Raw genomic sequence first — 16,968 nt, 5'->3', positions numbered from 1 at the left:
GGCGACCTACATCACCGCCGGCCCGCGGCCGTCGTATTCGGCGTCCGAGACCTTATCGAGCCAGTCGACGACCTTGCCGTCCAGGGCCTCCTGCACAGCGATATGGGTCATCGCCGTCTCCGGCCCGGCGCCATGCCAGTGCTTCTCGCCAGGCGGAAACCAGACCACGTCGCCCGGCCTGATCTCCTCGACCGGGCCACCCCAGCGCTGCACACGGCCGAAGCCTGCGGTGACGACTAGCGTCTGGCCGAGCGGATGGGTGTGCCAGGCCGTGCGCGCGCCGGGCTCGAAGGTGACGCTGGCGCCCTGAACGCGCTCGGGTGCATGCGGATTGAACAACGGATCGATGCGGACGGTGCCGCTGAACCAATCGCTCGGGCCCTTCGCCGATGGCCGGGTTCCGGCGCGGATGATGTTCATGGTGTCTCCTCAGGCCTGGGTTCGAAAGTGAATTCGATCCCGGCATTCTACGGCGCTTTTCGCTCAAGCCGCACCGTCATTGCGAGCGCAGCGAAGCAACCCAGGGGCGGCAGCGCTCCACGTCCCCTGGATTGCTTCGTCGCGGACGCTCCTCGCAATGACGAAAACACCCCTCGCCTCAATGGAAATCGCGTGACTTCGGCAAGATCCGGACATTACGGGGGTGGCGCGCCCGCGGGATCTGCGGATGCTGGAACTCGTCAGCGCGGGTCAGCACGATCTCGGCGCGATGCGTATCTGACAGGCTGAGAAGTTCGGCCGAGCGATCGACGACGCGCTTCGCCATCAGGTGGATCACGTTCTCCGGACTCTTCTGCACCCTGCCCTCGACGAGGAGCAGCCGCGCCGCCATGACCTCGCGGCGGAAGCGCTCGAAATCGCGGGCCCAGAGCACGACATTGGTGATGCCGGTCTCATCCTCCAGCGTGATGAAGATGGCATTGCCCTTGCCGGGGCGCTGGCGCACCAGCACGACGCCGGCGACGCTGGCCCAGGTCCCGTCGCGCATCGCTGAAATCTGTTCGCAGCTGGCGATGCGCTCGCGGGCGAAGCGGGGTCGCAGCAGGCCCATCGGATGGCCCTTCAGCGAGAGCCGCGCCGTCTGGTAGTCAGCGACGACGTGCTCGGCGAGGGGCATGACTGGCAACGCCATGGTGCGTTCCGCCCCGAGCTCGCGTGCCTGCGCCGCCTCGAACAATGGCAGCGCCGCGTCATCCGGCAGGCGGCGCACCGCCCAGAGCGCCTCGCGCCGGTCCAGCCCCATCGAGCGGAAGGCGTCGGCATCGGCGAGCAGGCGCATGGCGCGGGCCGGCAAGCGGGCGCAGCGAGCGAGTTCCTCGACATCGCGATAGGGCTCGGTACGGGCTTCGACGAGACGCTCCGCCCAGTCCTGCTTGAAGCCGTCGAGCTGGCGCAGGCCGAGCCGCAGCGCCCAGGGACTTTTCCAGCCCGGCTCCCCTGGCTCGAGCAGATTATCCCAGGCGCTGAAGTTCACATCGATCGACCGCGGCTCGACGCCGCCATTCTCCTGCGCTTCCCGGACGATCTGGGCCGGGGCGTAGAAGCCCATGGGCTGCGAGTTCAGCAGCGCCGCGGCGAAGATCGCCGGGTGATGGCATTTCAGCCAGGAGGAGACATAGACCAACTTGGCGAAGGAGGCGGCGTGGCTCTCGGGAAAGCCGTAGCTGCCGAAGCCCTTGATCTGCTCGAAGCAGCGCTGGGCGAAGTCGCGCTCATAGCCACGCGCCACCATGCGCTCGACCATCATCGCCTCGTAATTGCCGATCGTGCCGACATTGCGGAAGGTCGCCATGGCGCGGCGCAGGCCATTGGCCTCGGGGTCGCTGAACTCGGCCGCGACCATGGCGAGCGTCATCGCCTGCTCCTGGAAGAGCGGTACGCCTAGGGTCCGGTCAAGAACATGGCGAAGCTCGTCCGGATCATGCGGCGGCGCCGGTGAGGGATAGTCGATCTCCTCGATCCCTGCCCGCCGCTTCAGATAGGGATGGACCATATTGCCCTGGATCGGGCCGGGGCGGACGATCGCAACCTGGATGACGAGGTCGTAGAATTCCCTCGGCCTGAGGCGCGGCAGCATGTTGATCTGCGCCCGGCTCTCGACCTGGAAGACGCCGATGGACTTGCCCTCGCAGAGCATGTCGTAGGTCGCCTCGTCCCTCTGCGGAACGTCAGCGAGGCCATAATCCTCGCCCTCATGCTCACGCAGCAGGTCGAAGGCCTTGCGGATGCAGGTCAGCATGCCGAGTGCCAGCACATCGACCTTCATCAGCCGCATCGCGTCGATGTCGTCGCGGTCCCATTCGATGAAAGTGCGATCCGCCATCGCGGCGTTGCCGATCGGCACGGTCTCGTCGAGGCGACCGCGCATCAGGACGAAGCCGCCGACATGCTGCGAGAGATGGCGCGGAAAGCCGAGCAGGCGCACGGCGAAGCGCACGGCCTGCGCGATCACCGGATTGTCGGGATCGAGCCCGGCCTGGCGGATCTGATTGCGGGTGATGTCGGAGCCCCAGCTGCCCCACTGCGTCGAGGCGAGGCGAGCGGTGACGTCCTCGGTCAGTCCCAGCGCCTTGCCGGCCTCGCGCATGGCACTGCGCGGCCGGTAATGGATCACGGTCGCGGCGATGCCGGCGCGGTGGCGGCCGTATTTCCAATAGATCCACTGGATCACCTCCTCGCGCCGCTCATGCTCGAAATCGACGTCGATATCGGGCGGCTCGCGCCGCTCCTCCGAGATGAAACGGGCGAAGAGCAGCGTGTGCTCGTCCGGATCGACCGCAGTGATCCCAAGCGCATAGCAGACGGCCGAATTGGCGGCCGAGCCGCGCCCCTGGCAGAGGATGCCGCGGCTCTCGGCGAATTCGACGATCTGGCGGATGGTCAGGAAATAGCGGGCATAGTCGAGCTTGCCGATCAGGACGAGTTCGTCGTCGACCTGCTTTTGAACTTTCTCAGGGATGCCAGCGGGATAGCGCATCGGCAGGCGCCGGCGCACCAGCTCCTCCAGCCAGCCCTGCGGTGTCCAGCCGGGCGGCACCGGTTCGTCCGGATATTCGTATCTGAGCTCACCCAGATCGAACGCGATGCGGCCGAGCAGGTGCTGCGTCTCGGCGATCGCCTCCGGCGCCTCCTTGAAGAGCCGGGCCATCTCCTGCGGCGCCTTGAGATGGCGTTCGGCATTGGCTTCGAGCAGGCGGCCGGCCTTGTCGATCGTCGTGCCCTCGCGGATGCAGGTCAGCAGGTCCTGCAGGTCGCGCTGCTCGGGCGCGTCATAGAGCACGTCGTTGGTGGCGATCAGCGGGGTGCGGGTCGGCGCCGCGATGCCTTTCAGCCGGGCGAGGCGACGGCGATCGTCACCGCGGCGCGCCATAGTGGCGGCGAGCCAGACCGCACCGGGCGCGGCGACATCGAGCCGGACGAGGGTCGCGGGCAGGCCGTCGAGCCGGCGCTCCGGCATGACGATCAGCAGGAGGTCGCGGGCATCATTCAGGAGGTCGTCGAGGGTGAGGATGCACTCGCCCTTGGCCCCGCGCAGATTGCCTGTCGTCAGCAGGCGGCAGAGTCTGCCCCAGCCGGCGCGATTGGCCGGGTAGGCGACGATGTCGGGCGTGCCATCGGCGAAGACGAGGCGGCTGCCGGTTACGAGCTTGAAGGCCTGCGCCATCGCTCGCATCTGCTCCTCCGTGAAGGGCAGATCGGCGAAGGCCGGGTTCTCGACCCAGATATACTCGCCGGGGCTGCCACCCTCGCGCACTTTCTCCGGAGACGGCAGGCCAAGCTCACGCAGGTCGCGGAGCGCGATCCACGCCCGCACCACGCCGGCAACCGTGTTGCGGTCGGCAATGCCGAGACCGGTCTGGCCGAGCATCAGCGCGGTCATCACCAGATTCGGCCCGGGCGAGGCGCCGCGCAGGAAAGAGAAATTGGTCGCAGCGACGGGCTCGGCATAGGCGGTCATGGCTGCGTATCGCCAATATGCGAGAACCGCCACCTGTCCTCTCCCCCTTGTGGGGGAGAGCTAGAGAGGGGGGTAGGCAGCCATGCGGCTGTGAGAGTTGCAGACCCCGAGCGCCCGCAAGGGAAGCGTCACGGGTGGCATACCCCCCTCCCCAACCCTTCCCCACAAGGGGGAGGGAGCAGGTCTGTGTCCAACCCAAGAGGTCGGGTGCCAGTTCATGCGAACAGCCCGTGCAGATACCAGCGCGGCGCGGTCGTCTCGCGGCCGTAGAGGCCGGCGCGGAAGAGCCAGAAGCGGCGGCCGTGTGCATCCTCGACGCGGTAATAGTCGCGCGTGTGTTCATTGGGTCCGTCGCGCCACCAGTCCGGCGCTATCCGCTCCGGCCCCTCGGCTCGGGCGATCTCGTGCAGCACGCGCCGCCAGCGGAAGCGCAGGGGCGGGCCATCCGGCACCTCGGCCAGGGTCTCGACCGGCTGAGGCGGTTCGAAGAGCTGGAGCGGGCGGGCCGGCGGCTCGTCCGGCTGCGAGACGGGCCAGGGCGCCGCGTCCGACCTGCCGGACGCGGCCGGAATCAGCGCAGCTTCACGCTCGGGCTGATGGCTGTCCTGTGCGACGAAGCGCAGCACGCGCTCGCGGCCGAAGCGGGCGACCAGCCGGTCGACCAGATCGGCGACCGCCTCCTCCTCGACGGCGCGCCCGTCGAGGCTCGCCTGCGGCGTCCCGAGCGGCTCACAGACCAGCACCGCGAGCCTGATCGCGTCGAAGCCGAAGCCGGGATCGAGCGGATCGGCCAGGCTGTCGATGCGCTCGCGATAGAGCCGCAGGATCGCGGAGGCGTCGCGCGAAGGCCGGCCGGTCTCCAGCGCCAGCCGGCGCACGGCGCCGTCGCTGCGGAAGAAGCTGATCTCGAAGGCGCGCCCGCCCTCGCCGCGGGCTTCGAGCAGGCGCCCGGCCTCGCCGAGCAGGCGGGCGACGATCGCCTCGAGCCCGTCGGTATCCTGCAGCGGATCGGGGAAATGCCGCTCGACCACGCAATCGGGCGGCGGCCGCAAGGGCGTGATGCGGGCATCCTCATGGCCGAGGATGCGGCGTAAGCGCGTGACGAGCGCCTCGCCGAAGCGGGCGGCGAGCGTGTGCGAGGGCCGCCCAGTGAGATCGCCCAGCGTCTTCAGCCCGGCGCGCGACAGGGCGATCACCGTCTCAGGGAAAACCTCCAGCGCCGCGACCGGCAGCGGCAGCGTCCGCCGCTCGTCCTCGCCCGGAAGCGAAATGGCGCAGCGACCGAAGCGAGAGAGCGCGCGCGCCGCCTGCGGCGTGCCGGCGATGCTGGCGAAGAGAGTCAGGCCGAGCCGGCGCATGCCGAGGCCGAGCCGCTGGCGCAGGGCCGCCTCGCCGCCGAAGAGTTTGGCACAACCGGTGATGTCGAGCACGAGCCCATGCGGCGGATCGAGCGCGACCAGCGGAGTGAATCGGTCGCAGAGCGCGGCGAGCCATTCAAGCAGGCGCTGGTCGGCAACCGGATCGGCCTCGACCACCGTTAGCTCCGGGATACGGGCGCGGGCGTCGGCCAGGGTCAGACCGCGGGTCAGGCCGAGCTTGACCGCCTGTTTGTCGCAATCGGCGAGACGGAGCGCGCCGCGATCCTTCTCGACCAGGACGAGCGGGCGCTCATCCGGCCCGGCGGAAGTCCGCCGGCGCAGGCGCTCGCTCGCCAGATAGGGAAACCAGAGGGCGAGATAGCGGCGCTGCATCCCTTTTGCCTCCCTCGCTCCCGATCCTGTCCCGGAAACATCGTTCGTCACGGTTCCACTCCACACGCCACTCACGCTCACCAAGGCCGCCGCGATGACGCAGCAGCCGCAATCCGAAGGCGGGATCCCCCGGCGCCTCCGCCTCCCGCGCCCGCGACGGCAGGGCCCGCACCTGCCAGCGCGTGCTGGCGGCGCTGGGCTCCGGCTGCGTCGCCACCCGCAGCAGCAGGGTCAGGACGCCGGAGGCCTCCGCCGCCAGCGCCAGGCGTCGGCTGGCGGTCAGGTCGAACTGGCGCGGCGCCCCCAGGGCTCGATCAGGGTCGCCCCGAGCGCGGCACAGCGCGCCGCTTCCGCCCCTGCCCGCAGCGCCCCCTCTCCGTCCCTGACCCGGACCAGCAGGATCTGCGAGGGATCGAGCCCGAGCTCGGCCAGGCCCGGCGGGTGCAGGCGGCCGGCCTCGGCATCGAGAAAATCCTGCCGGACCCAGAGCACGGGCCGCGATCCGGCGGCGCGCAGAGCCAAGGCCGCGGCGAAGCCGGTGGCGGCGGGGAGATCGGCCGCGCCCGGAGCGTAGACTTCATGTAGTGCAGCACGCGCGATCCCGCCGCCCAGCGGCTCGTCCAGGGAGGGCGTCCCGAAGGCGATGCGCTCCACCGGCGAAAGCTCGCGCGCCAGCCCCGCCAGAGCGAGGCTCTGCCGCAGGGCTGTCAGGGATCGGGTGGATGCATCGGCCATCGATGTATATGTTCACTTTTTGTTCCAAGCATAAAGCGACTCCAAAACGCTTCGGAGTCAAGCCCGCATCCGCTCTCGCTTGCCTGCGGGCGCCTCGCTGCTGTCATATCAGGGCAAATCGGATCGCTTATCAGCTGCACGCCGCCCGACCCGCGGCCACGTCTGGAGACCGCCATGAGTTCGGGACTGTTCGCCCTTCTCGACGACGTCGCAGCCCTGGCCAAGGTCGCCGCGGCCGCGCTCGACGACGCCGCGGCACAGGCGACCAAGGCCGGCGCCAAGGCGGCCGGCATCGTCATCGACGACGCGGCGGTGACGCCGCGCTATGCCGTCGGCTTCGCGGCGGAACGCGAATTGCCGATCATCGGCAAGATCGCGCTCGGCTCGCTGAAGAACAAGCTGCTCTTCCTCTTGCCGGCGGCGCTGGTGCTCAGCCTCATCGCGCCCTGGGCGATCACGCCGCTCTTGATGGCGGGCGGGGCCTATCTCTGCTTCGAGGGTTTCGAGAAGGTCTACGAGCTCGTCGTGCCGCATGCGCATCACGACGAGGCCGCCGGCGAGGGTGGCACCGACATTCTCGACTCCCGGGAACTCGAAGACCAGAAGATCGCCGGCGCGATCAAGACCGATTTCATCCTCTCGGCCGAGATCATGGCGATCACGCTCGCCGGCGTCACCGCCTCCTCCTTCTGGATGCAGGCGCTGGTGCTGGCCGTGGTCGGGCTCGGCATGACCGTGCTGGTCTATGGCGTCGTCGCCCTGATCGTAAAGGCTGATGATGCCGGCGTCGCCCTGTCGCGCAGCGGCATCCTCCCGGTCCGGCTGCTGGGGCGCGGCCTCGTCACCGGCATGCCACCCTTTCTCAAGGTGCTGAGCGCGGTCGGCACGGCGGCAATGCTCTGGGTCGGCGGCGGCATCATCATCCACGGCCTCGCCGGCTATGGGCTCGCCGGGATCGAGCATACCATCCATGCGGTTGCCGTCGCGATCGGCCAGGCATGGCCCGCGCTATCGGGCCTGCTCGAATGGCTGACGACAGCTGCCGCCTCGGCCGTGTTCGGGCTCATCATCGGTGGGCTCTGCCTCGTCGGCATGCACTTCATCGTCGAGCCGATGCTGAAGGCCCGGCGCGGCAAGCAAGCGAAGGCCGCAGCCGCCGAGACGCAGGGGCACTAGGAGGCGGTCATTTCGGAGTCGCCCGTCAACGCGGCTCCAGCGTCATTGCGAGCGTAGGCGAAGCAATCCAGCCCTGCGCAGGCCTTGCTGGATTGCGTCGTCGGCTTCGCCTCATCGCAATGATGGCGAGCGTCGCGACAAACCTCAATCGCCCGGCTGCGCGCCCTCGTAACCCTCGATGATGACGAGATCGACCGGGCCGACCTTGGCGAGGTGCTGCACGGCCGCCTGATACTCCGGCGATTCGTAGCAGGCGCGCGCCGTCTCGATGTCCTTGAACTCGATGACGACGTTGTGCTTGCGGCCCTCACCGCGGGCAAGCTTGTACTCGCCGCCACGAACGATGAACTTGGCGCCGTATTTGGCGAAGGCGATGGCATTGAGCGAGCGATAGGTGGCGTATTCCGACTCGTTCTGCACGTCGAGGCGGGCGATCCAGTAGCCTTTCGCCATGGTCATGCCCCCTCGACCGCGATCAGATCGATCTCGCCGGCACCCTCGCGCAGCTTGCGCGCCTCGCCATATTCGGCCGAGAACAGATAGGCCTTGGCCGCCGCGTAATCGGGGAATTCGAGGACGACGTTGCGGGACCGTCCCTCGCCTTCGCCGACCGACATCTGGCCGCCGCGCACCAAAGGCGTGCCGCCATATTGCTTGATCACCTCGGAGGCCTTCGCGGCGTAGACCGCCCATTGCGTCGCATGTGTCACCTTGGCGCGACCGATCACATATCCCTTGGGCATTGCCGTATCCATATCCGGTGGAAAGGAGCGGCAGACTATCGCATCGGACCGAAAAGTGGACCCCACTTTTCGGAAGACTCCGATGCGATAACACTATGATAGATCATCGTGATCGCGTCCGTTCGGACGCGCGATGGTCTAGGCGGCGCCCGCGATCTCGTCCATGACCGCGGCGGCCGCTGCACGCGGGTCAGCCGCGCGGATGATGGGACGCCCGATGACGAGATGGTCGGCGCCGGCGCGGATCGCTTCGGCCGGGGTCAAGGTGCGCTTCTGGTCGCCGACGGCGCTTCCGGCCGGGCGGATGCCGGGTGTGACGATGACCATATCGGGGCCGATCACCCCGCGGACGATCTCGGTCTCGGCGGCGGAGCAGACGATGCCGTCGACGCCGGCGGTGCGGGCCTGCTGGGCACGCATGCGCACGAGATCGCGTACCGCGAGCCCGTAGCCGGCATCCTTCAGGTCGCCATCGTCATAGGAGGTCAGGGCGGTGACCGCGAGCAGCTTCAGGGCCGCCTCGCCGCGCCCCTCGACCGCGCCGCGCATGGTCTGCGGATAGGCATGCACGGTGAGGAAAGTGACGCCGAGCTTGGTCAGCGATTCCACGCCCTCGGTGACGGTGTTGCCGATATCGTGCAGCTTGAGATCGAGGAAGACCTTCTTGCCTTCGGTCACGAGCTGGCGGGCGAGGTCGAGTCCGCCGGCGAAGGCGAGCCGGTAGCCGATCTTGTAGAAACTCGCCCCGTCACCCAGCGTCGAAACGATGCGGTAGGCGTCCCAGACCGTCGGCACATCGAGCGCGACGATCATGCGGTCCCGGAGATCGTTGATCTTCTGCGTCATCGCCCTGCCCTCCGCCTGTTACCGGGTGAAAGGCACGATTCGAGCGGCAGCGCAAGGATTTCTCATTTTTGAGACAGATCTTTTTTTCGACCCAACGGCGAAGATGCACTGCGGAACGCGTCACTCATCCTCGTCATTAGGCTTCGCCGTCAGCACCTGCGCGAAAACCTGGGTCCAGACCTCCGGCGGCTGGGCGCCGGAAACTGCAAGCTTGCCGTCGACGATGAAGAAGGGCACGCCGGTCACGCCGACCTTCTGGGCATGCGCTTCGAGCCCGATCACGGTCTCGCGCAACTCGTCATTGGACAACTCGTCGCGTGCCGCCTGCTCGTCGAAGCCCTGCTCGCCGGCGATCGCGACCAGCGTCTCGAGGTCGCCGATATCGCGCCCGTCCTGCCAATAGGCCTTGAACAGCGCCGCAGTCATCTCGCCGCCACGCTGCACGGTCGCGGCGGCGGCGACGAGCATATGCGCCATGCGGGTGTTGACGCTCTTGGTCACCTTCGCCCAGTTGAAGGTGACGCCGCTCTCCAATGCCGCCTCGGAGAGGCGCAGCTCGATCTCGCGGCGCTTGCCGGGGCCGAACTTGGCGTCGAGATACGCGGTGCGGTCCATGCCGTCGGCCGGCATCTCCGGGTTGAGCTCATAGGGCAGCCAGGTGATGGCGACGCGCTCGGTGAGGTTATGATTGGCGAGCGCTGTCTCCAGCCGGGTCTTGCCGATGAAGCACCACGGGCAGGCGATATCGGAGACGATCGCGAGCGGCATCTTGTCGGGCGCAGCAGAGTTCAGCATGGCTCAGTCCTTCGCGGATCGCCGCGACAAGGGCATCTTCAGACCGGCGGATAGGCATGGAGGTCGCCATGGCGATCCTCCGCGAAGCCTTGCGCGCCGGGCATCTCGCAGCCCGAAAGGAAGGCGGGCCCGACCGGGATCTTGCCGGCCCCACCGGGGATGTCGAGGATATAGGTCGGCTGGCACAGTCCCGAAAGATTGCCGCGCAGGCTTTTGACGAGAGCCTGCCCTTCCGCCAGCGACATCCGGAAATGCGAGGTACCCGGCGCGAAATCGGGATGGTGCAGATAATACGGCTTGACCCGGCTCTCGACGAAAGCGCGCATCAGCGCCGACAGCGTCTCGACATCGGCATTGACGCCCTTGAGCAGCACGCTCTGGCTGACGAGGACGTGGCCGGCGTCGACGAGACGTGCCAGCGCAGCCTTCGCGTCCTCGGTGAACTCGCGCGGATGGTTGGCGTGGATGGCGATGTAGCTCGCCTTGCCCGGGATGCGCAGCGCGCGGGCGTAGTCCTCGGTGATGCGCTCGGGCTGGACCATCGGCACGCGCGTATGCCAGCGCGCCACCTTGATGTGCGGGATCGCGGCGAGGCGCCTGGCGATCTCGCGCATCCGCCGGGCGGAAAGGATCAGCGGGTCGCCGCCGGTCATGATCACCTCCCAGATTTCCGGACGGGAGGCGAGATAGGCCAGCGCAGCGTCGAGTTTCTCGCCGGTCAGCGCATCGCCACCCGGGCCGACCATCTCGCGGCGGAAGCAGAAGCGGCAATAGACCGGGCAGGCATGGACCAGCTTGAGCAAAGCCCGGTCCGGGTAGCGATGGACCACGCCCTCGACCGGCGAATGCGCCTCGTCGCCGATCGGGTCGGCCAGCTCCTCCGGCAACGTTTCGATCTCTGCCGGGGCAGGAATGAACTGGCGGGCAATGGGGTCGCTTTCGTCGGACGGATCGATCAGCGCGGCGATCGCCGGCGTCACCGAAACGGCATAGCGCTGGGTGACCTCGGCCAAAGCGTCGCGCCGGGCGGGCGCGACGAGGCCACGCTCGACGAGAGCGTCGACCGTCTTCAGCGGCTGGCTGGGCAGCTGGTGGATCGTCATTGCCCTCCCCTGCCCGGTTCCGCGACCGGCGTCCAGAGCACATCCTCGATCCGGCGCGCGCCGGTCGCGAGCATGACCAGCCGGTCGAAGCCGAGCGCGATGCCCGAAGCCTGCGGCATCAGCGCAAGCGCGGCGAGGAAATCCTCGTCGATCGGGTAGCGCTCGCCATAGATGCGCTGCTTCTCGTCCATGTCAGCCTCGAAACGGCGGCGCTGCTCGTCCGAATCGGTCAGCTCCCCGAAGGCATTGGCGAGCTCGACGCCGCAGGCATAGAGCTCGAAGCGCTCGGCGACGCGCGGATCGCCCGGCTTCGGCCGTGCCAGCGCCGCCTCGGAGATCGGGTATTCGCACAGGATGGTGGCGCGGCCGCGGCCGAGCTCAGGCTCGACCTTCTCGGAGAGGATGCGGCTGAAGATATCCGACCAGCTGTCGTCTTCGGCAACCCGGATGCCAGCTTCAGCGGCATCGGCCGCGAGCGCCGGGCGGTCGAGATAGAGGTCGGCCGCGATCGTGCGCTTGAGATCGATGCCAGCATGACGACGGAAGGCATCCTGCACGGTCAGCCGCTCCGGCGCCGCGAACGGATCGGCCTCGGCGCCGCGCCAGCGCAGCACGCTCGCCCCCGCCGCGCGCGCCGCCTCGGCCAGCAGGGCCGCGCAATCATCCATCAGCGCCTCGTAATCCTCCCCGGCGCGATACCATTCCAGCATGGTGAATTCGGGATGGTGCAGGGCGGTGCGTTCGCGATTGCGGAAGACGCGGGCGAAATCGAAGATGCGCTTCTCGCCCGCCGCCAGCAGCTTCTTGGCGGCGAACTCCGGCGAGGTGTGCAGGTAATAAGGATGCTGTGCGCCGCCATCGTCGATCAGCGTGGTGGGAAAGCCATGCAGATGCGTCTCGTTCCCCGGTGAAAGCTGCAGGATCGCGGCCTCGACCTCGATGAACTCGCGCGCCTCGAACCAGCGCCGCAGCGCCGCCTTGATCCGTCCGCGCGCCAGCAGCGCCGGACGCCGGTCAGCATGGATGTCCGGTCGCCAGAAAGGCGGGTTACCGTTACTCATAACGATCGCGGTCAACCCGCCTTCTTGAGCAGAGCTTCGCGCAGAATCTCGTTAATCCGGGTCTGCCAACCGGGACCATCGGCCTTGGCGCGCTCCAGAACGTCCTGATCGAGCCGGATGCTGACCAGCTTCTTCGTCGCCGCCTTTTGCGGGCCGCGCTCGCCCTGCCGTCGACGATGTTCACGCATCAGCGCAACCAGCTCGGGCGGGAGCACCTCATAAGCGGGCCGCATCTCCGCAAAGTCGGCCGCGGTCAACTCACGCACCTCCCCGTCCTCATCCGTCAGCGGCGCGAGGGCCGGATCGATATCAGTCGGCTTCCTGCTCATAGCGCTTCACCTCCCGCGCATTCGCATTGCGAAAGCTGATCACGCGAATACCGCCGGGTATAGGCGTGAAGCAGACAACAAAGAGGCGTTCTCCAATCAATCCCAGCGAAACGAAGCGCCGCTCAGGATACGGGAAACGACGATCCTCGTGCGTCTGGGCCGTCTCCCACGCGAACTCGTCCACCTGCATGAACGCCAGGCCGCGCTCGCGGATATTGCGTTCGTTCTTGCCGGGATCAAATTCGATCTTCACGACTTTAATTGTATCTACATCATCGCAATGTCAATGGATCGTGTCGCGATTTTGGACACCGCGCTTCCGTTTCGCCGCACGATGCGGTAGTTGCGCGGCAAGGAATTCGCGCCCCGCGTGGGCAGCATCAAGGACATTCACGTGGTCAAGGTCATCGCCTCCTCCGTCCGCAAGGGCAACGTCCTCGAGCTCGACGGGCATCTCTGCACGGTCATCTCGGCCGAGAGCTTCTTTCCGGGCAAGGGCACGCCGACGACGCAGATCGACATGCGCCGCATCGCCGACGGCGTGAAGATGACCCAGCGCTACAAGACGACCGAGCAGGTCGAGCGCGCCTATGTCGAGGATCGCGACTTCACCTATCTCTACCAGGACGGCGAACAGTACGTCTTCATGAACCCCGAGACCTTCGACCAGATCCCGGTCGACGGCGGCGTCGTCGGCGACATGGCGCCCTATCTTCAGGAAGGCATGAAGGTCTCGCTCTCGGTGTTCGAGGACCGCGCCGTCGCGATCGAGCTGCCGCAGCGCGTCACCTGCGAGGTCGCCGAAACCGAGCCGGTGACCAAGGGCCAGACGGCCTCCTCCTCCCTACAAGCCGGCGATCCTGACCAATGGCGTGCGCACCGCCGTGCCGCCGCATATCGGCCCCGGCACCCGCATCGTCGTGATGACCGAGACCGGGGCCTATGTCGAGCGCGCCAAGGACTGACGCCGGCGCCCGCTGACATCGGCGGGGAAAGGCTTATATCGGCAGACGCAGCGGGCCCTTTCCGGGCCCGTTTTCGTTGGTGAGGATTTCCGATGCCGCTTTCCGCTTATGCCGCCGTCTTCCCAGGTTTCATCCAGACCCTGAAGGCGCTCGACGCGATCCTCGACAAGGCAGGCGCTGAAGCGTCCGAGCGCAAGATCCAGCCGGAGGTGCTGCTGTCGAGCCGGCTCGCCCCGGACATGCTGTCCTTCACCCGTCAGATCCAGCTGATGTCGGACTTCGCCAAGAACGCGGCCGCCCGGGTGAGCGGAGCGGAAAATCCGCGCTTCCCCGACGAGGAGAAGAGCTTCGACGAGCTGAAGGCGCGGATCGCCAAGACGCTCGACTTCATCGCCTCGGTCGACAAGGCGGCGCTCGATGCCGGGCTCGACAAGGACGTGACCTTCCCGCGCGGCCCATCGGCAACGGTGACGATGAAGGGCGTCGACTACATCACCCGCTTTGCCGTACCGAACTTCTATTTCCACGCCACGACCGCCTACGACATCCTGCGCGAGAACGGCTTCCAGGTCGGCAAGCAGGACTTCCTCAAGGGCGTGTTCGACGCCTGAGGCCACCTCCATTCTGAAGCTGCCCCCTCCCAACCCTCCCCCGTTCCGGGAGAGGGCTCCCACGCCTTGATCGGAAGCGACGGGCGGCAGGCAAAGGCGCCTCTCTCCCGGAACGGGGGAGAGATGGAGAGGGGGCAGCGCCTAGGCTGATCGACCCCCGGACCACTAACAGCAACTCATCCAGCCAGCCTTACAAATAAGGCGACCAGAGCCAGAGCATCCGGTCGAGCAGGCGCAAGGGAAAAGGCCGTGAGCGCAGCCCCTTCAGCGTGACCGGCCGTGCCCTGGCGATCGCGGCATCGATGCGCTGCTCGATACCTCCAGCGAAATCGGCGTCGAGCACTTCGAGATCGATCTCGAAATTCAGCCTGAGCGAGCGCGCATCGAGGTTGGACGAGCCGACATAGGCCCAGGCACCGTCGATCGCGAGTAGCTTGGAGTGATCGAACGAGCCGGTGGCGCGCCAGATCTTGCAGCCATCCTTCAGCACCTGGTCGAACTGCGCCCGCATGGCGCGGTCGACCAGGACGAGGTTGTTGACGTCGGGCACGACGATGTCGATGGCGACGCCCCGGCGCGCAGCGGTAATTAGCGCACTGATCAGCTCGCGATCCGGCAGGAAATAGGGCGACATGATCCGGATCGAGGTCCGCGCCACCGAGAAGGCACCGATCAGCAGCTTGTGGTTGGTCTCCAGGCTGGCATCCGGCCCTGACGCCACCGCACGCATCAACACGGTCGGGCCTTGCGACGCCGCCGCCGGCGTGACCGTCCAGACATCGCCGGCGAGCTCCTCGCCCGAGGCGAAGCGCCAATCCTCGGCCGCGACACCGAACAGATCCTCGACGACCGGGCCCTCGATGCGGAAATGCGTATCGTGGGCCGCAGCCACGCCGGCGAATTCGGAGGTAAAGCCCTGGCGGATGTTCATGCCGCCGGCGAAGGCGATCCATCCGTCGACGATCAGCAGTTTGCGGTGGGTGCGCAGGTTCGCATAGGGCAGCCGCAGGCCGATAATGATATTGCCGTTGAAGACCTCGGTTGGCACGCCGCTCTTTTGCAGGTAGCCGACGATGCTCGGCACCGAATAGCGCGCGCCGACGGCATCGATCAGCACGCGCACGTCGACGCCGCGTCGGACGGCCGCGATCAGCGCATCGGCGATGCGCAGGCCAAGCGGATCGCGATCGAAGATATAGGTCTCCAGGATGATCGAGCGCTCGGCCGCCGCGATCGCCGCCATCATCGCGGCATAGGCCTCGTCGCCGGTCCTGAGCACCGCGATGGCGTTGCCGGTCTTGAGGTGGCGACGCGTCGCCTTGTCGCCCAGGGTCTTCAGCGCGGCGAATCTACGCCCGACATCGCCGGCGATCTCGGCATCCGAGACCTCGAATGTCTGCGCGAGCGGAGCGCTGCCAAGCTTGGGCTTGCGCTGCGAGACGATCGAGGCGCGGCGGATGCGGTTGATGCCGCCCACCGCATAGATCAGCGGCCCGATGATCGGCGAGAGGACGATGACGCCGACCCAGCCGATTGCGGCGCGCACCTCGTCCTTGGTCATCGCGGCATGGCTCGCCGCAACCACCGTCAGCGCCAGCGAGACGACGCCGAGGATATGCGGCCAATAGGCGGAGAGAATCTCCCACATGGCCGCAACTATCGCACGGGCCGCGAAACCGGCAACGCGGTCAAGCGCCTAAGCAAGCGGTCCGACTTTCATGGAACCGCCCCTTGCAATGACAGGATCATAATCCCATATCAGGGTCACGGTGATGTCGAGGGCGTTCCACTGCCCTCCGTGCCGTTGAAGACGGCCATGAACCCGAAGGTAGCGACGCCGGATGTACGCGCGCCCTTCCGGACATGGCCGTTAGCGTTTCTGGAACCCTTCAACCTCGTCATGCTCGGGCTTGACCCGAGCATCTCAGGCCGGAGATGACTCCTGTCCGCCCCTCCCGTCACGAGATTCTCGGGTCTGCGCTTCGCTTCGCCCGAGAATGACGGCCGACCCTTTACCCCTGCAGGAACGGATTTGTCTGGCGCTCTTCGCCGAGCGTGCTGGCCGGGCCATGGCCGGGCAGGAACTGGACGTCGTCGCCGAGCGGCAGAAGCTTGCCCTTGATGCCGCCGATCAGGTCCTTGTGGTTGCCATAGGGGAAATCGGTGCGGCCGACCGAGCCGGCGAAGATCGTGTCGCCGGCGAGCAGGAAACGCAGATCCTTCTCGAACAAGGTGACGTGGCCGGGCGTGTGCCCCGGCACATGCTGCACGGAGAAGCTGACATCGCCGACCGAGACGCTGTCGCCTTCAGCGAGCCAGCGCGTCGGCGTCACCGCCTGCACACCGCGCATCTCGAACATCAGGCCCTGCTGCGGCAGCGCATCGAGCAGGAACTTGTCGGCCTCGTGCGGGCCGATGATCGGCAGGTTGAGCACGCCGGCGAGCTCGGTCGCGCCACCGGCGTGGTCGATATGGCCATGGGTCAGCCAGATCGCGACCGGGGTTACGCCGAGCTCCTTCAGCGCGCCGCGGATGCGCTCGACATCGCCGCCGGGATCGACGATCGCAGCCTCCTTGGTGCGCGCGCACCAGACGATCGAGCAGTTCTGCTGGAAGGCCGTCACCGGTACGACGGCGATGCCGAGCGGAGAGGTCGTATCGCTAGTCATCCATCATCCCGTGGCTGCTCACATCAGAAACCCGGCGGTGCCATATCGCAGAGCGGCGGTGCGACAGCCATACCGCAAATGCCGCCTTGCCCAAACCCGTTCGCCACGCTGCGCTTCGAGGACAAGGGGATTGCTGCATTCACATCCATGAGGTGAATCGGGATGCATGATGCGGGACCAGTCCGTTCCCGGGCAGTTTAGCAAAAGCTGCTAAGTTTCCGGCTCA

At 67.1% G+C, this 16,968-nt stretch carries 16 protein-coding genes and 1 pseudogene; 3 read left to right on the top strand and 14 right to left on the bottom strand.

Translation table 11 applies throughout. The annotated features are described in order from the left end of the window. Nucleotides 1-6 precede the first annotated feature (6 nt). The 4 genes from QO058_RS21585 to QO058_RS21570 form a co-directional block, all read right to left on the bottom strand. Nucleotides 7-420, bottom strand: a complete 414-nt coding sequence (locus QO058_RS21585; protein WP_284168288.1) for a (R)-mandelonitrile lyase — start codon at nucleotides 418-420, stop codon at nucleotides 7-9. A 178-nt stretch (nucleotides 421-598) separates the two neighbouring features. Further along, nucleotides 599-3,958 (bottom strand): error-prone DNA polymerase, encoded by a 3,360-nt coding sequence (locus tag QO058_RS21580; RefSeq protein ID WP_284172983.1) that lies wholly within the window; start codon nucleotides 3,956-3,958, stop codon nucleotides 599-601. Nucleotides 3,959-4,173: 215 nt separating this feature from the next. Further along, nucleotides 4,174-5,709, bottom strand: coding sequence for a Y-family DNA polymerase (locus QO058_RS21575; RefSeq protein WP_284168287.1), 1,536 nt, complete (start codon nucleotides 5,707-5,709; stop codon nucleotides 4,174-4,176). A 279-nt stretch (nucleotides 5,710-5,988) separates the two neighbouring features. Continuing rightward, nucleotides 5,989-6,444: a hypothetical protein gene (locus QO058_RS21570; protein WP_284168286.1), complete on the bottom strand. Its 456-nt coding sequence runs from the start codon at nucleotides 6,442-6,444 to the stop codon at nucleotides 5,989-5,991. Nucleotides 6,445-6,618: 174 nt separating this feature from the next. On the opposite strand from QO058_RS21570, the gene QO058_RS21565 reads away from it, so the two are divergent. Beyond that, nucleotides 6,619-7,620, top strand: coding sequence for a DUF808 domain-containing protein (locus tag QO058_RS21565; RefSeq protein ID WP_284168285.1), 1,002 nt, complete (start codon nucleotides 6,619-6,621; stop codon nucleotides 7,618-7,620). A gap of 144 nt (nucleotides 7,621-7,764) precedes the next feature. On the opposite strand, the gene QO058_RS21560 is transcribed toward QO058_RS21565, so the two are convergent. The 8 genes from QO058_RS21560 to QO058_RS21525 form a co-directional block, all read right to left on the bottom strand. Beyond that, nucleotides 7,765-8,073: a DUF1330 domain-containing protein gene (locus QO058_RS21560; RefSeq protein ID WP_284172982.1), complete on the bottom strand. Its 309-nt coding sequence runs from the start codon at nucleotides 8,071-8,073 to the stop codon at nucleotides 7,765-7,767. 2 nt (nucleotides 8,074-8,075) lie between these two features. Next, a complete protein-coding gene (locus QO058_RS21555; protein ID WP_284168284.1) occupies nucleotides 8,076-8,363 on the bottom strand; it encodes a DUF1330 domain-containing protein in 288 nt (95 codons plus the stop codon). A 138-nt stretch (nucleotides 8,364-8,501) separates the two neighbouring features. After that, nucleotides 8,502-9,209 (bottom strand): orotidine-5'-phosphate decarboxylase, encoded by a 708-nt coding sequence (gene pyrF, locus QO058_RS21550; protein ID WP_284168283.1) that lies wholly within the window; start codon nucleotides 9,207-9,209, stop codon nucleotides 8,502-8,504. 120 nt (nucleotides 9,210-9,329) lie between these two features. Next, nucleotides 9,330-10,004: a DsbA family oxidoreductase gene (locus QO058_RS21545; RefSeq protein ID WP_284168282.1), complete on the bottom strand. Its 675-nt coding sequence runs from the start codon at nucleotides 10,002-10,004 to the stop codon at nucleotides 9,330-9,332. A gap of 38 nt (nucleotides 10,005-10,042) precedes the next feature. Continuing rightward, nucleotides 10,043-11,107, bottom strand: a complete 1,065-nt coding sequence (locus tag QO058_RS21540) for a lysine-2,3-aminomutase-like protein (RefSeq protein WP_284168281.1) — start codon at nucleotides 11,105-11,107, stop codon at nucleotides 10,043-10,045. After that, the gene (gene epmA, locus QO058_RS21535) at nucleotides 11,104-12,168 is read right to left on the bottom strand and encodes an EF-P lysine aminoacylase EpmA (protein ID WP_284172981.1); all 1,065 of its coding nucleotides are present in this window, start codon (nucleotides 12,166-12,168) and stop codon (nucleotides 11,104-11,106) included. The genes QO058_RS21540 and epmA overlap by 4 nt, the downstream gene beginning before the upstream one ends. 11 nt (nucleotides 12,169-12,179) lie before the next feature. Next, a complete protein-coding gene (locus QO058_RS21530) occupies nucleotides 12,180-12,497 on the bottom strand; it encodes a BrnA antitoxin family protein (RefSeq protein WP_284168280.1) in 318 nt (105 codons plus the stop codon). After that, on the bottom strand, nucleotides 12,478-12,750 hold the full coding sequence (locus tag QO058_RS21525) for a BrnT family toxin (protein ID WP_284168279.1): 273 nt from the start codon (nucleotides 12,748-12,750) through the stop codon (nucleotides 12,478-12,480). The genes QO058_RS21530 and QO058_RS21525 overlap by 20 nt, the downstream gene beginning before the upstream one ends. Before the next feature lie 141 nt (nucleotides 12,751-12,891). On the opposite strand from QO058_RS21525, the pseudogene efp reads away from it, so the two are divergent. Both efp and QO058_RS21515 read left to right on the top strand, forming a co-directional pair. Then, nucleotides 12,892-13,462, top strand: a pseudogene (gene efp / locus QO058_RS21520) (elongation factor P). 92 nt (nucleotides 13,463-13,554) lie between these two features. Next, nucleotides 13,555-14,073, top strand: a complete 519-nt coding sequence (locus tag QO058_RS21515; protein ID WP_284168278.1) for a DUF1993 domain-containing protein — start codon at nucleotides 13,555-13,557, stop codon at nucleotides 14,071-14,073. 190 nt (nucleotides 14,074-14,263) lie between these two features. Here the strand turns inward: QO058_RS21515 and QO058_RS21510 are convergent, their stop codons facing one another. Together QO058_RS21510 and QO058_RS21505 are read right to left on the bottom strand one after the other, a co-directional pair. After that, nucleotides 14,264-15,721 (bottom strand): phospholipase D-like domain-containing protein, encoded by a 1,458-nt coding sequence (locus QO058_RS21510; protein WP_284168277.1) that lies wholly within the window; start codon nucleotides 15,719-15,721, stop codon nucleotides 14,264-14,266. 364 nt (nucleotides 15,722-16,085) lie between these two features. After that, nucleotides 16,086-16,742, bottom strand: a complete 657-nt coding sequence (locus QO058_RS21505; protein WP_284168276.1) for an MBL fold metallo-hydrolase — start codon at nucleotides 16,740-16,742, stop codon at nucleotides 16,086-16,088. Nucleotides 16,743-16,968 lie beyond the last annotated feature (226 nt).

It is taken from the genome of Bosea vestrisii, assembly GCF_030144325.1.
GTDB classification, from domain to species: Bacteria; Pseudomonadota; Alphaproteobacteria; order Rhizobiales; family Beijerinckiaceae; genus Allobosea; species Allobosea vestrisii_A.
Note: the sequence above shows the minus strand (reverse complement) of the source record. Positions and strands in the feature narration are given on the sequence as shown.

Excerpts from the sequence above, each read along its gene's own strand:
- QO058_RS21585 (WP_284168288.1), bottom strand. The coding sequence starts at position 420 with ATGAACATCATCCGCGCCGGAACCCGGCCATCGGCGAAGGGCCCGAGC.
- QO058_RS21580 (WP_284172983.1), bottom strand. The coding sequence starts at position 3,958 with ATGACCGCCTATGCCGAGCCCGTCGCTGCGACCAATTTCTCTTTCCTG.
- QO058_RS21575 (WP_284168287.1), bottom strand. The coding sequence starts at position 5,709 with ATGCAGCGCCGCTATCTCGCCCTCTGGTTTCCCTATCTGGCGAGCGAG.
- QO058_RS21570 (WP_284168286.1), bottom strand. The coding sequence starts at position 6,444 with ATGGCCGATGCATCCACCCGATCCCTGACAGCCCTGCGGCAGAGCCTC.
- QO058_RS21565 (WP_284168285.1), top strand. The coding sequence starts at position 6,619 with ATGAGTTCGGGACTGTTCGCCCTTCTCGACGACGTCGCAGCCCTGGCC.
- QO058_RS21560 (WP_284172982.1), bottom strand. The coding sequence starts at position 8,073 with ATGGCGAAAGGCTACTGGATCGCCCGCCTCGACGTGCAGAACGAGTCG.
- QO058_RS21555 (WP_284168284.1), bottom strand. The coding sequence starts at position 8,363 with ATGCCCAAGGGATATGTGATCGGTCGCGCCAAGGTGACACATGCGACG.
- pyrF (WP_284168283.1), bottom strand. The coding sequence starts at position 9,209 with ATGACGCAGAAGATCAACGATCTCCGGGACCGCATGATCGTCGCGCTC.
- QO058_RS21545 (WP_284168282.1), bottom strand. The coding sequence starts at position 10,004 with ATGCTGAACTCTGCTGCGCCCGACAAGATGCCGCTCGCGATCGTCTCC.
- QO058_RS21540 (WP_284168281.1), bottom strand. The coding sequence starts at position 11,107 with ATGACGATCCACCAGCTGCCCAGCCAGCCGCTGAAGACGGTCGACGCT.
- epmA (WP_284172981.1), bottom strand. The coding sequence starts at position 12,168 with ATGAGTAACGGTAACCCGCCTTTCTGGCGACCGGACATCCATGCTGAC.
- QO058_RS21530 (WP_284168280.1), bottom strand. The coding sequence starts at position 12,497 with ATGAGCAGGAAGCCGACTGATATCGATCCGGCCCTCGCGCCGCTGACG.
- QO058_RS21515 (WP_284168278.1), top strand. The coding sequence starts at position 13,555 with ATGCCGCTTTCCGCTTATGCCGCCGTCTTCCCAGGTTTCATCCAGACC.
- QO058_RS21510 (WP_284168277.1), bottom strand. The coding sequence starts at position 15,721 with ATGTGGGAGATTCTCTCCGCCTATTGGCCGCATATCCTCGGCGTCGTC.
- QO058_RS21505 (WP_284168276.1), bottom strand. The coding sequence starts at position 16,742 with ATGACTAGCGATACGACCTCTCCGCTCGGCATCGCCGTCGTACCGGTG.